Source organism: Sporolactobacillus terrae DSM 11697 (assembly GCF_000648615.1).
In the GTDB taxonomy this organism is placed as follows: Bacteria; Bacillota; Bacilli; order Bacillales; family Sporolactobacillaceae; genus Sporolactobacillus; species Sporolactobacillus terrae.
Map to the genome: position 1 here is coordinate 1 of NZ_JFZC01000042.1, position 14247 is coordinate 14247.

The 14247-nt window shown below is 45.7% G+C and carries 11 protein-coding genes; 7 read left to right on the forward strand and 4 right to left on the reverse strand.

The window, feature by feature from the left end:
• Positions 1 to 499: 499 nt before the first annotated feature.
• The 5 genes from AA84_RS17560 (at position 500) to murB (ending at position 4271) form a co-directional block, all read left to right on the forward strand.
• Positions 500 to 700: a hypothetical protein gene (locus tag AA84_RS17560; RefSeq protein ID WP_037563369.1), complete on the forward strand. Its 201-nt coding sequence runs from the start codon at positions 500 to 502 to the stop codon at positions 698 to 700.
• Positions 701 to 1111: 411 nt separating this feature from the next.
• Complete coding sequence (locus AA84_RS0109435) at positions 1112 to 1486, forward strand: response regulator transcription factor (RefSeq protein ID WP_028976987.1); 375 nt, start codon at positions 1112 to 1114, stop codon at positions 1484 to 1486.
• Positions 1479 to 2108, forward strand: coding sequence for a chemotaxis protein CheC (locus AA84_RS0109440; RefSeq protein ID WP_028976988.1), 630 nt, complete (start codon positions 1479 to 1481; stop codon positions 2106 to 2108). The genes AA84_RS0109435 and AA84_RS0109440 overlap by 8 nt, the downstream gene beginning before the upstream one ends.
• A 4-nt stretch (positions 2109 to 2112) precedes the next feature.
• Positions 2113 to 3027 carry a sensor domain-containing diguanylate cyclase gene (locus tag AA84_RS0109445; RefSeq protein WP_028976989.1) on the forward strand — a complete coding sequence of 305 codons (915 nt, stop codon included), beginning with the start codon at positions 2113 to 2115 and terminating at the stop codon, positions 3025 to 3027.
• A 320-nt stretch (positions 3028 to 3347) separates the two neighbouring features.
• Positions 3348 to 4271, forward strand: a complete 924-nt coding sequence (gene murB / locus AA84_RS0109450; protein ID WP_028976990.1) for a UDP-N-acetylmuramate dehydrogenase — start codon at positions 3348 to 3350, stop codon at positions 4269 to 4271.
• A gap of 126 nt (positions 4272 to 4397) precedes the next feature.
• Here the strand turns inward: murB and AA84_RS0109455 are convergent, their stop codons facing one another.
• From AA84_RS0109455 to AA84_RS17565, 4 genes are all read right to left on the reverse strand, one after another.
• On the reverse strand, positions 4398 to 4907 hold the full coding sequence (locus AA84_RS0109455; RefSeq protein WP_028976991.1) for a GNAT family N-acetyltransferase: 510 nt from the start codon (positions 4905 to 4907) through the stop codon (positions 4398 to 4400).
• Positions 4908 to 4948: 41 nt separating this feature from the next.
• Positions 4949 to 8599, reverse strand: coding sequence for a GH92 family glycosyl hydrolase (locus AA84_RS0109460; RefSeq protein ID WP_037563372.1), 3651 nt, complete (start codon positions 8597 to 8599; stop codon positions 4949 to 4951).
• A 363-nt stretch (positions 8600 to 8962) separates the two neighbouring features.
• Positions 8963 to 9784 (reverse strand): pyrroline-5-carboxylate reductase, encoded by an 822-nt coding sequence (gene proC, locus AA84_RS0109465; RefSeq protein ID WP_051575207.1) that lies wholly within the window; start codon positions 9782 to 9784, stop codon positions 8963 to 8965.
• A gap of 84 nt (positions 9785 to 9868) precedes the next feature.
• Entirely contained in the window at positions 9869 to 11170 is a 1302-nt protein-coding gene (locus tag AA84_RS17565; protein ID WP_051577918.1) for an O-antigen ligase family protein, read from the reverse strand.
• Positions 11171 to 11354: 184 nt separating this feature from the next.
• Here AA84_RS17565 and AA84_RS0109475 point away from each other — a divergent pair, with 184 nt between their 5' ends.
• Positions 11355 to 12347, forward strand: coding sequence for a Gfo/Idh/MocA family protein (locus AA84_RS0109475; RefSeq protein ID WP_028976994.1), 993 nt, complete (start codon positions 11355 to 11357; stop codon positions 12345 to 12347).
• Between the two features lie 330 nt (positions 12348 to 12677).
• Positions 12678 to 14246 (forward strand): FAD-dependent oxidoreductase, encoded by a 1569-nt coding sequence (locus AA84_RS17570; protein WP_051577919.1) that lies wholly within the window; start codon positions 12678 to 12680, stop codon positions 14244 to 14246.
• Position 14247: the final 1 nt, after the last annotated feature.

Consider the following 14247-nt stretch of genomic DNA (forward strand, 5'->3'; position numbering starts at 1 on the left):
CATTCAAAAAATCAAGTGAAATCAGGTTGGCTGCATCCTGGTGAGCAAAATCCCGAAAAAACGGCAAGCGGTGAATAATTCAGGTTTATTTTTACTTACTCGGTAAAAATTGTAAGACTTTCTTTTAATTAGTATATCATTTTAATGAATTTGCATTGTCATAGGAACGAAATTTTTTTGCGATTTAGATCATGGAGAAATCATTTGAAGTGTATCTGAATAAGAGGCAATCAGACATGATTTGATGCGTTATTTAATAGTATATCAGATCAATTTTGCACCAATAAATAGAGTTCTCAAAAAATAATGAACAAAAATTTAAAAATTGCGGGAAATACGGATTAAATTTGATCGAAAAGTGGGTATAGTGTAATTGGGGAGTTGCTTACAATTAAATTCCATAAACAGATAGATATTGAATAATGAGTATCATGCCGAACATTAAAGAATCGACGGTTGGCGGTCGCTATATAGAAAAAAATGAGCGGGGGAACGATAAATGAGTTCATACGATCATTACTCAGCAACCTATCTTATCGAGTTATACTTTTCAATAAAAAGGAATATTGAAAGCGGTTTTTTATCTAAAGCAATGTATCATGAGATGGATCTCATTGCTCAATCGGTAAAACGTCAAGGTGTCATTCTTTTAATTAAGTATCATGCAACGGATCAAAATCAAGTGTATAGTCACAAATGAAATTTTTTTCAAAGCGGATGTTTCTTCACCATCCCTGTTTCAAGGGGCGGCAGGCGCGTATGCACCACACATCAGGGTTTTAGAAACCGGGCAATCTTTGCTCGGTTTTGTCTTTCATAAAAGCGTTCCTAATAAGAAGTGCCGCATCGTTAATGATATAGTACCATAGACATAGACAAAAAGAACGCATCGCGAGAAAAATCAGAGTGGCTGGAGGCTAATCTTGTGTTTTTGTCCTGTTTTTTGATATAATTTTAAGTAAAAACGGTCTAATTGTTATAAAAAGGGAATAAAGACCTAGTTTCTGTGCGGACGAGCATCCTTGAGCGCATGCGAAACCATGCAATGATTGTGTGTTAGCACGCTAATTTGCTAGAATAGCAGGACTGGTTAAGAAGGGGTGGCCGGTTTATGACCAAATTATTGATCGTTGACGATTCAAAGTTTTCCCAAAAAATAACGCGTTCCTTTCTGGATCGTTATTTGGACGATGTGACTTTTGATTTTGCAGATGATGGACAAGCTGGTCTTGAGAAATTTGACGCTTGGCATCCTGATTACATTATTGTTGATCTGTTAATGCCGAAACTGCGCGGCCAAGATATGATTAAACAGGTTAAGTTGTCCGATCCTGATGCCCGGGTCATTGTGCTGTCTGCCGATGTACAGCATCATGTCCGCGAAGAAGTAGAAAGTTTGGGTGTACTCACTTTCGTCAATAAGCCGCTTGACGACAAGAAGGCGAGAGAACTTGGCACCCTGATTGGGAAGAGCAGCCGTGGCTGATAAGCTGAATAGCTCAGACATCATGACCGAGTTGTTCAACATTGGTGTCGGTCAAGCGGCAAATACACTCTCCGATATTATCGGAAAACGGATTGATCTTTCCATACCGAATGTAAGCATTTTAAATCCGGAAAAAGGCAAACATGTACTTGATCAATACTTGGCGCAGGTTGCGGAAGGCACGGTTATGGTTTCTTCTATTTCTTTCGATCAACAACTGGAAGGACGCGTTAGTCTTCTTTTTCCAGCTGACAAAATGCATCAGTTTATTGCCCTTTGCCTTCATGAAACATGGGATGAGGAAGCAGTTACTAAAGAATTTACGGATATCGACTATGATACGATTAGGGAAATTGGCAATATTGTTATCAATTCAATGATTGGCGAGCTGAGCAACGCGGTAAGTATTCCTGTGAAGTATACGCTGCCTGAAATTGATGTATTGGACCATGCATGTGCGGATCATTTTGTCGTTTTCGGTGACAGCCAACTGGTGTTGATCATGTACCTTGATTTTGATATTGAGGGCACGGAAATCGCCGGTGCCATCGTGATTAACATGGCGCTGAATTCGCTCGAAGAAATCCTGGATCAAATCAATAAATTGTATAACGGGGTATAATCAAATGAATGATGCACATCTGCCGGGTATTCTTAATTGCATAAATGAAGGGATCGTCCTGATTAAAAGGGATCTTGAGATCACCTATTGGAATCCTTTTATGGAGAATCTCCATGGGGAGAAAAGCAGTAAGGTACTCGGACGGAAGTTGGAGGACGTCTTGCCTTCATTGAAGCAGCCCTTCTTTAGTCGAGCGATGGAACAGCTGGTGGCAAGTGGTAATCCGGTGTTTTTTTCAGCAGCAATGCATCGTGATCTGATCAACGGGCAGCATCAGGTCAATCTGAAGATGAACCGCATTCAGGTTGGTGACGAGCTGATTCTGATGCTGGAATTTATCGATGTGACTGGTCAGTTTAAGCGCATCAATCAACTGCGCTGTTACGTCAGTCAACTGTCTCATCTGAATACTGAACTGAAGCAGAAGGAGAAGGTTATTGAAAAACTGGCCTATTATGATCGGCTGACGGGCGTCGCAAATCGAGCCTTGTTTGAAAAATTTGCTGATAAGTATTTAAGTTTGGCAAAACGAAGGAACACGATGCTCGGGCTCATGTTTGTTGATGTGAATGAATTTAAAATGATTAATGACACATATGGGCATAATACCGGCGACAAAGTAATGACCCGGGTGGCGAGTCTGTTGACAGAGTCAACACGGAAGCACGATATTGTCTGCCGCTATGGGGGCGACGAATTTCTTGTGCTGCTCCCGGATATTCGTACAATGAATGACTATTATCAGATCGCTTCGCGTATTGAGGCGAATAAAAGGCGAAGGATTATCCAGGACGGCTATTCGATCGCAGTATCACTCAGCATTGGTATCAGTTTTTATCCGGACGATGGTCTGACAATCAGCGAATTGGTTAGCCGGGCCGATGAGTACATGTACGCAGACAAACAAAACTCCAGGTGAGCGCTATTTCAAAGCCGAACGGAATCATAATGATTCTAGTTCGGCTTTTCTTGCAGGTAAAGAAAGTTTATGATTTTGCTTGTGGGACGACGATTCGTGTCCTTTCATCAATAAGTCCGTTACAGGCGCGAAAGCGCGAGACGCCTGCGGCAAGCGAGCAGCTGAAGTGTCATACACGCACAAAATTGATGGCAAAGGACTAGGCGAAGCCCGACTTTTCTCATAAAAAGAACGAGCATGGTTGACATACCTTGCAGGCAATGGCATAAATAATAAAGCAGGAGTCGGCAAAATGGCTATAAGAAGGAATGAGTCGTACCATGGATAAAAAAACAGTTGAACAAGATCTGTTGGACATTGTCTCGAGAAAAGAACAAGTAAAAATAGATGAAGATTTAAGTACATATACATTTACTCATACAGGTGGAAAGGCGGATCTGTTTGTGACGCCATCTACCTATGAAGAAGTTGGACAGCTGCTTGCTTATGCGCATAAAAAAAAGATACCAGTCACGTATCTAGGGAGAGGGTCTAATCTCATTGTACGTGACGGTGGCATTCGCGGTCTGGTGATTCATTGTGGACGTATGAATCGAATCACGGGCGCCGGTGAGTCAATCACTGCTCAAAGTGGTGCTTCAATTATTGATGTCTCTCGTTTTGCCTTTGCACATGAACTGACCGGGCTGGAATTTGCTTGCGGTATTCCGGGATCGGTTGGCGGCGCATTGTACATGAATGCTGGCGCATACGGCGGCGAGACGGCAGATGTGCTCCGCCAAGCAGTTGTTGTTGATGCAAAGGGTAAGATTCTAACCCTGTGCGGGGACGAACTTGACATGGGTTATCGCCACAGTGCCATTTCAAAAAAGAACTATATTGCATTAGAGGGAACCTTTCATCTGAAGAAGGGGAATCCCCAAAAAATTAAAGCAGAGATGGATCGGCTCACCGCGTTGCGCGAGTTAAAGCAACCGCTTGAGTATCCGTCATGCGGCAGTGTTTTTAAGCGTCCGCCCGGTTACTTTGCTGGAAAGCTTATTCAAGACAGCGGTTTGCAAGGAACACGGATTGGCGGCGTCGAGGTCTCAAAGAAGCATGCCGGATTCATGGTTAATGTCGATCATGGAACGGCTTCCGATTATATCCGCTTAATTAAGCATGTCCAACAAACGGTGAAGAAGAAGTTTGGTGTTAATTTAGAAACTGAGGTCAAAATTATCGGTGAAGAATCACAAGAATGAGTGAAACCGGCAAACTGCCAAGAAAGCAGTTTGCCGGTTTCTTTTGATGCGGAACGGTCTGTTTCAGGTGTTTTTTAACAAAAAAGCGAAAGGATGTTCTTGGGTTTTGTTTCAGCGCACCTTCGCTTAGGGATTGACCCGCTTGCCCATGATGATGAGGTCACATGCATTGCCGTCGAGTTCAGCCACTTTCGGCAGTGTGCCCCAGGCTTCAAAGCCGAAGCGCTTAAACAGATGCAAACTTGGTTTATTCTGTCCAAAAATAAACGCTAAAATCGTTTTGAGCTCCAGATCGTTTGCTTGGTCGAGGGCATATTGCAGCAAAGACGAACCGATGCCTCTGCCGCGAAATGCTTGATCAAGATAGATGCTGATTTCTGCCGTTCCTCGATAGGCAGGGCGTCCGTAAAAGTTGCTGAGACTGAGCCAGCCGCACAGGGTTCCGTTATCTTCAGCTGCCCATAGCGGGCGATTGGCAATGGTTTGATGTTCTGTAAACCATGGACGCCGTTCTTCAATAGTAACCGGCTCGGTATCTGCGGTCACCATTCGGCTTGAAATTGTTGAGTTGTAGATAGCGACAATCGCTGGCAAGTCCGCAGCAACTGCTTGTCGTACCGTAATCGAATTCTTCATCAGGGGACACATCCTTTTTGTTTAGTGATCGGATTGATCAATCAGTCCGAGAGTAAATTGACGATTGCGTGGGCATCTGCCAAGAGCAGCCCGCTGCTTTTTTCTGAAGCATTTGTTTGGTAAAGTAACGCATTCATTTGTTGAACCGCAGCTTGCATTGATGAAATTGAAGCAGACAGATTGCCGTCTTTATAAGCAGATTGTGCTTGGTCGAGTATACGGATTAAGTGATCCCGTTCTGCTTCTGTCACATTCTTCAATTCATATTGATGCTCCAGTTCACGCTTAAGGGACGTAAATCCCTTCGTTATTCCTGAATAGCCAAGCAGCTGAAATTCGCTGAGCGCGAGCGGATGAGTGCTGCTCTTCTGATCGACTGTAACCTTGTAGTAGGCATAAGCCTTTGGATTCTTGATTGTATAAGAACGAGTCATGGAACGCCATGCAAAAGTTTGATTGGTTCGGCGGTCAATTTGTCCCCAATGAATCCCGTCATCCGACGCCCAAAGTGTCCAACTTTTCGGATCGCTGCTATTTCTCGCACCTGAAGAGGTCAACGTGTACTGCTTGATCCGTGGACTCTCCGTTTTGAAGTGGAAACTTGCAGACGGTCGTTCTCGATCAAAAGTGGCGTTTGTCTCGGCGTTGTTATCGGTCAACGCTTCCAAATTGTCGGTTCCCTCCGATGCACGAACGACTGCCTTCTGAGAAAGGTCGTCAAGCGGCTGCGGATAAAAGGAGGAACCGTTTGTTGATTGCGGCGTCAGCGCATGCGGCAACACATGCGCTGCTGTGCCCCAACTGGACGGCTGGGCGCCCATTTCAAAGGACAAGGTACCGCCTGCCTGCAAATCGGCAGCTGAAAGTGAGCTGGCAGCAATCGGACGTCCATTTAGAGTAGCAGATTGTATGTATTGATTTTTATTGCTGACCTTTGGCGCGTTTATGATCAAATCGTTTCCGTTATCTAAATGCAGAATCATCTGTTTAAAGTACGGAGCACCGATCACATAGTTTGCGCTCCCTTTTTGGAGCGGGTAGAAACCGGCAGCGCCAAAAAGGTAATAGCCTGAGAGCATGGCGCCACTGTCTGTTCCCAGATAACCTCCGCCAATTGCCGAGCCTGTGTAGAAATGACGAAGCATAAAGCGGGTGATCCGCTGCGTCTCCCAAGGCGTTCCGGCAAACAGGTACATGTACGCTGTGGAAGGCGAGAAGGGATGATCCAGAGTAAACATACCAAGCTGGCCGCTTTTTGACAGACGGTCAGCAGCAGAAGATTTAATGGCCGGATCTGAAGGCGCGGTTGTGAAAAATTGATCCAGTGTTTTGCTCAGAGCGATTTTTCCGCCAAATAAATTTGCCAGTCCTTGTCCATCTTGAGGCACTTGGAAGGTATGGAACCAGTTCTCAGATGTTTTTTTTGAATTTTTGGCTGCAGCATTTGCTTTTGTATCCTCATTTTCTGATTTTGGTGCAAAGTTCATCAGCGACTGATTGAAAAGATGCAGATAGTTTTGCGCACGGCTTAGGTAGTAGTCGCGATCATCAGCGTAAGACGATACGTTCGGATGCTTATTGGCAAGATAAGCGGCTAGGTTTCCAAGGACGGCATCGCTTTCTGCTTGCGTCAGTGTTTTGCCCACACTATCCTTCTGACTTGACGGACTATAACCGATAAAAGTCTGCGCGTGCCCTTCCTGTGCAGCTGAGGCTTGATAGAGCATTGCTTGATAGAGCAGTTCAGTATCGACCCCCTTTGCCCCTTTTAGCACTGCATCAGCAAAGGCGGGTCCAGCATCGGCACGAAGCGTTCCGCCATTCTTATAAACCTTTAAGAAACCATTGATGAAGGTTCCGGTAAGCTTGGGTTCAAGCAGTGTATAAGCTGGCCAAACGGTCTGAGCGCTATAAGCAAAATCACTGTTGACATAGACTTTGCCTTTTTTTATGGGTGCTCCAGTGTTTGTTGTGGTGTTTTCGGATTTTGCAGGAACACTAAGGTCTGCATAACGGTAGTTGGGCTTTTTTATAGAACCGACATTTTCTGATCCGTCATTAGGCGATAAGTACATACGGTATAGATTAGAGTACAAGCTCGTGAGCTGATCTTGATTCGCGCCATTGACCGTGACCTTGGCCAAGCGTTTGTTCCACAAGTGTTTGGCTTTATTTGCAACAGATTTCAGTGATGAGCGCTTGTCAATCTCCTGATTCAGATTTTTCTTTGCTTGATCTCGACTGATCAAAGAAGTGCCGATTTTCATTGTTACGGACTTATCTTTTGATGTATCGAATTTATAGAATGCAGTACTCTGATCCCGTTTCTCACCAGACAATTTTCCAGAATAGATGATCGGCCGATCAAGTTCTGCGTAAAAAAACATGCGGTTCATATTGCCGGTCGCAGAATCTTTAATATCGGAGTACCCCTCCAAAGACTGACTTTCCGGATGGAGGGTCAGGCTGCCATGCTTATCCAGATTATCAAAAATCAGATTTCCCTGCGTGCCCGGAAATGTATAGCGCATGATCGAAGCGTGACTCGTTGCGGCCATCTGTGCGCGCATTCCATCGGTAAACGTGACGCTGTATCGATAGGGATGCGCGCTTTCATCTGTGCGTTTAAATGCCTTGCCGCGCCCGATCCGACTTGCACTTGGCGTACCGACAAAACTGGACGGCATCACTTGAAAGGTCTGATGACTTCCGCTTTGATCATTCGCGGAGCGGCTCAATGAGAAGGATTGGATTTCAGGCAAGTTTTCAGGATCGTTGTTCTGGTTATAAGGATAGAGCTGTTCCTTCGCACTGCTGTTAATGGCAGGAGACCAGTAGACAAATCCGTTTGGAACGCCGACCGCCGGTGCCGTGTTTCCACGGGGAAATGCGCGACTCGACGCGGTACCGCGAAGAATATTGACTTGATCTACCGGGCTCTTGGCAGCACCCGATGTTTGTTGTGGACCAATTCTTAGGTCATCAATCGCGCCCTGAAAGGTGATGCCCGCTTTTGGGGCTTGGTAAGCGATCAGAATGCGGACAATGGTTTTCCCTTTTGCTGCCTTGCCGAGATCGATGGTTTTCTGATTCCATTGATTCATGAGCAGTGTCCCGGACTTGCCTTGATCGGCTGGAGTCATACGGATCCCATCCTGATCTTTGATATCTAATTGATGCAAGTATGTGCCGTCTGAGAACGCAAGGTCAATCGAGACATAAGCTGCTGCCTGTGCGTTGACGTCCTTTTTCGTCGGCTGCGGGGCAACCATGTATGAGAGCTGAGTATGCTTTGCTACAGGCAGATTTACTTTGAAAAGTTTGTTGCATGCATCGCTCGTTTTCTTGTCCGGGTCTGATTGTCCTGAATAGGTAAGTACGCGATTGCCTGACCAGCCAGCTTTGCTTGCGGCGTTGTACAAGCTGCTTGGGCCGCGCGTTACAGAAGTAGTCATGGTCCGACCATGACCGTCTAAGGGTTTGATTCCGTTTGTCATTGGCCGATCTTGATCCTCAGAATGTTCGCTGCTGCTTGTCCAGCTTGGCTGGGAATCCTTTTTTTCAAAGGAAGTCGAAAAGAGGTCTTGGTTTGTCTCCGCCTTGACTATCTCAACCGGAACGGGAACCAAGGAGATGGTTAGTACGAGACAAATGCAGCTCAGCATTATTTTATTTCTTAAGTGTAAACCCATGATGGTGCCCCTCTTCATTTTCTAGATCATTTCGGATCAGCGTGAAACGATTGTCCTCATCATTATAACGGAACAAGACAAGGCAATAAAGAACTGCAAAACAGATGGTTAATTCTCCGCGCAAAAAAAATTTGCGATAGAATGCCAAGAGGCACTTTATCGCAAAACGAGTAAATGATGGTTTCCTAAATCAAGATCGAACATCTTAACTTAAGGTTAACTGCAACAGAAGGTGTGTTAAAGCTTGCAAGATCATCATAGCATCGTTTTGCCATTGATCAATCATTCTTGTCATATAATCTGACCTACTATTTTATCCTTGCTGTTTATTTTTAACTTTTCGTGTTTGCAAATCTCACATCATCATTTGGAAAACGGTGCGCTCATTTCTTTTGCACGGACGATTGCTTGATGAATACAAGCATTGACCGCTTCGCGAACGGAATGATTGTCCAGCGTATCAATGCCAGCCTGTGTCGTTCCCCCTGGTGTTGCAACGGCATTCAAAAGATCAGATGCAGATTTCTCAGATCGCTTCAGAAGGTTTGCTGCACCAAGCAAAGTTTGCTGTACGAGAAGAGCAGAGGATGCTTCAGACAATCCTTCACGAACGCCGGCTTCTTGCATTGACTGAGCGAGGTAATACAGATAAGCAGGACCGCTTCCTGCGACCCCTGCGATGACATCAATGTCGTTTTCCGTGACAACCGAGACGGTTCCGACGGTTTCAAACAACTGCTTTGCAAGCTTCAGCTGCGTGTCCGATACGCATGTGCCCGCAGCGATTCCAGTTGCTGAAAGGCCAATCGAAGCGGACGTATTCGGCATGGCGCGCACGATCGGCAGGTCGACGCCGGCTGCCGATTGAATGAATGCAGTTGGGACGCCGACCATCAACGTAATGATCAGCTGATCGCGGTTCAGAAACGGTTTCATTTCCGCGACCGCTGCTCCTGTATCGGCAGGTCGGAATGCGAAGATGATCAGGTCAGCATTTTTAAGGGCAAGGGCTTTATCCTGAGTTGTATGCACATGATACGTTTTTTCAAGATCGGCTAACCGTTCTTTATTGGTATGGTTGTTCATCCATACCTGATCTGCTGCGATAAACTTTTTATCTAAAAATCCTTTAAGCAATGACTCCGCGAGTTCGCCGGAACCAATGAATGCGACTTTTTCAACCAACAGTAGCTCATCCTCTCAATCAGCGTTTTCACTGTAGAAATCGATTTTTCACAAAGATTACCGCTATCATAACATTTATGAAGGTTACCTGCTAGAGACATCTTTTGCTGGCTGCAGCGTCGCCGGTTCATGGGCATGACGTTTTCGAAACAATGTCCGCCGTTGAAGCAGTGCTTCGCTTAACGTGCGGTGCAGGCGCGTCATTTGATTCATTTGTGCTGTAAATCGGGTCCAGTACGAAAGAAGAATCAGCACCATAATCATGACTTGCGGCGATGACAGCGTAAAGTCTAAAATTCCGTACAGAATGATCGTCGGCAGCGCAAACAGGAACAGTGTTGCCGAATAGTTTGATTTCGTATTCATACTGATTTTTTGCACTTTAAAGAGCTGATAGCCGCCGATCAACAGGATCGCGATAAAGAACAGTGCGCAAAAAATACCTGATGAAGATAGAATCGAAAGAAATAGATCATGAGCATGCGGAATCATTGAACCGTTGTTTGCGGAATAAACCCTGAGAAAACCAAAGTTCGTGGCGCCGAAAAACGGATTCTGCTGGAAAATATGCCAGCTGTTTCCCCAAATTTCAAGACGCTTAGCCATCGACGTTTCCGTACCGCTTGATCGCGGCATCCAATTGTAAAGCACTTTCGCACCGACAACGGTAAATAATGCCGCAGGAACGAAGAGACGCTTGCTCAGCTTATAAACAAACAGCAGATGCAGCAGAATCATGATCACAAAACCGGCACGCGAGCCCGTCTCATAGATTGCAAAATCAAGCAGAGGCATGAGCATAAGCGACAAAAAGATGGTCATTTTCTTTTTCAATTGAATGGCACGGAGCAGCTCCACCGACAAGCAGGCAACCGCCAGGATGAGCAGGTAGCACGCATAGTTCGGATTGAAGGTCGAGCCGTAGAGTCTCGGGATCCCTTTGTAGCCAAAAAGAAAATGACCGGTCATAAATGAAACGGCAGTACCGATCAATGAATCATCGGGAATCAAGACGAGCAGTTTTTCTGAAAAGAAAATATAGACGCCGCCCCAAATCGTGATCCATGCAAATTGTCTCAAACGGAGCTGTTCAGGACGGCGCAGTAAGAATAAGTAAATACCAAAATAGCCAATCAGCATCGCTGTTGAAAGCAAGTCAAAAAAACGTCCGCTGATTAAAATAGACCCGAGAGAAGCCAAGACAGTCATGGCCAGAAAGATGCTGATCAAATCAGTAGGCAGTGCTTTTTTTGCTGCGAACTGATCGTACAACATTTTAACTGCACGACAGACAAACCATGCCATTCCAATTGGCGGGAGTATATAGAGTAAAATCAACCCAAGAATGATTGGTTGTTGTTTGACTTTATCAAGTGCGTACATCATAAATTCGTCCTCCGAACGGTGTTTTCGTTTCTTCTGCATCATTACTTATACTGTAAAACAATCACGAATAGGTTATTTATGGGGAAATTTATATATTTTAAGATTTTGTAATGAAAGGGCTGTCATGAACGTGGAATGATCGTTATAATAAACGTTAATGAATGAAAAAAGGCGGAGGATACCGATGAGACTAGCAACGATAGGAACGAGTAAAATTACACAGCAATTTGTGGCAGCGATAAAAAAGACGGGGCGCTTTGACTATGTTGGCGCTTATTCTCGGTCGGGGGAAAAAGCAAAGCAATTTGCCAACCGCTTTGGTGCCGATTTGTCTTTCTCATCATTGGAGCAATTAGCGGGCAGTCAAGCGGTCGATGTGGTGTATTGCGCTTCGCCAAACAGCGTTCATTTTGAACAAGTCGTCACGCTGCTTAAAGGTGGTAAGCATGTCCTTTGCGAAAAACCGATATTTGTAAACCTGAAGGAATTTGATGAAGCGGTACGGATTGCGGATGCACAGCATGTCTATTTAATTGAAGCAATTCGTAACATCCAGACGCCGGTATTTAAGAAACTGAAGCAAGAACTGCCACGCGCCGGACAAATGCGCTCAGCGGTTCTGCAGCTCATTCAGTACTCTTCTCGCTATGATCAATTTAAGCAAGGCAAGATCACGAATATTTTTTCTCCGCAGTTTGCCGGAGGCGCGTTAGAAGATCTTGGCATCTATCCGACCTATGTCGCTGTTGCTTTATTTGGCGAACCACAGGATGCTGTTTACGAACCGGTAAGGCTTACAAACGGTATCGACGGCAGTGGTACGCTGGTGCTCCGCTATCCGGATTTCGTCTGCACCGTGCTCTGTTCCAAGATCGCGCATTCAGATGCGCCGTCGGAAATTCATGGCGAGAAGGGAACGTTCCGATTCAACAATCCATCGACAATTGCGCGGCTTGAATGGATCGATGCCCATGAGAAACAGGTAACGCCTGTAGCCGAGCATTTTGTGGCTGATGATAAAATTTTTGAAATCCGTCATTTCGCTGATTTGATCGAACAAAGCGATCGTGAGGCGTATTTAAAATTGCGTGCGCTCAGCCGAAGCGTTCTGAAAACGATGGAGATGGCGCGAAAGCAATGCGGACTGCTATTCCCAAGCGACCATGCACCAAGGTAATTCAGAAAGGTTCGCAGATGATCGATCGATCGCCGGATCACCAAAAAAGCGATGGCAGTCCGGTCATCCATGTGCGCACAGGTTTCGGCGATTTTGCGTTGCGCTAAAAATAGAGAATGGAGTCCGGATCTGATTCCGGATAAGCAAGCTCCGGCGGGCGCAGTCCTGCTCGGGGCTTGTTTGTTTTGCGGAATTGAACAATCCTTGACATGAGATCTGTAAAATTATGCGAAAGACCGGATTATCGTGCATAGTTCCCTCATCTGCGGAGAAACTCTTTATTAATGAACGTGTACGGATAATGCTTCAAATAAAGGATGGATGATCCGAATGACAGAACAGCAGAACAGCAGCTTCTCAGAAGAGACGTTATCAATCTGGCGTGATACGGTGCACTTGCCAACTTTCAATCCACTTAAGGAGGATCACACAACCGATGTATTGGTTGTGGGTGCGGGCATCACAGGAATTACTGCAGCCTATATGCTCGCCAAACGCGGCGTCTCGGTAACCTTGATTGACGCCAATAAACTGACAAGCGGGACAACGGGTTACACCACAGCAAAAATTTCGGCACAGCACGGATTGATCTATGATCATCTCATTCGAAGTCTTGGCGAAGAAAATGCAGCACTCTATTACCAAGCGAACAAAGAAGGGCTGCATTGGATTGGCAGCCATATAAAGGAAAATGGTCTGCACTGTGATTTTGAGATTCAACCGTCTCTGATTTACGCGACAAATGATCAAGAGGCGAAAGCGGTTGAGAAGGAGAAGAAGGCCTATGATCGACTTGGCATACTCAGCAGCTTAAAGGATTCAGCCGCGCTTCCTTTTAAAGTGAAAAATGCACTGATTATGCCAGGTCAGGCACAGTTCCATCCGCTTATGTATCTGCACGAATTGATTGCTGAACTCGTAAAAATGAATGTGGCGATTTTTGAAGAGACGTTGGCAGAGACAATCGAAGAAACAGAAAAGGAACGGCGCGTGAAGACAAAGCAAGGTTTCACGATCAACTGCCGGGATGTACTGATTTGTTCTCACTTTCCTTTTTACGATCACCGTTTCTATTTTGCACGTATGTTCGCCGAGCGCTCCTATCTGCTTGCCTGCGAAACAGACCGCGCGCTGCCGGGCGGCATGTATCTAAGCGCCGGAAATCCGAAACGTTCGATTCGCGGGCTGCATCTTAATCAAAAGAATTATCTCTTGATTGGCGGTGAAAATCATAAAACCGGCCGCGGCGAATCAATGGAACATCACTATGAACAGCTCGCTTCTTTTGCCAAGCAGCAGTTTGGGCAGACAAAGATTGTTGCCCACTGGTCGGCTCAAGACTTTACTACCCTTGATCAAGTCCCTTATATCGGTCGGATTACAAAAAACAGCCCGCATATTCTTGTTGCAGCAGGTTTTCATAAGTGGGGCATGACAACGGGTACCCTCGCTGCTCAACTGCTTACCGATCTCGTACTTGGACGCGAAAATCCTTATGAAGCACTCTTCAGCCCATCCCGATTTGAGGCAACGCCAATGCTCGCAAGCTTTCTTGCGGAAAATCTGCAGGTTGCCGGGCAACTGATTAAAGGGAAGCTGAGCAGACCCGCACCGTTGAATGAACACCTGCAAAACGATCAAGCGGTCATCGCCGAGTTGCATGGGGAGCGCGTTGGCGCCTATCGAAACGGGAAGGGTGAATTAACCGTTGTTGATACCACTTGCCCGCATTTGGGGTGCGAAGTAAACTGGAATCAAGGCGAGAAATCTTGGGATTGTCCGTGCCATGGCTCGCGCTTCAAGGCGAATGGCGAGGTGATCGACGGTCCTGCAAAAGACGCGCTAACCCTATTTTTCTCAGAAGCAGGCCATGAAAAGAGGGCCGAAAATAAGGAGTGAA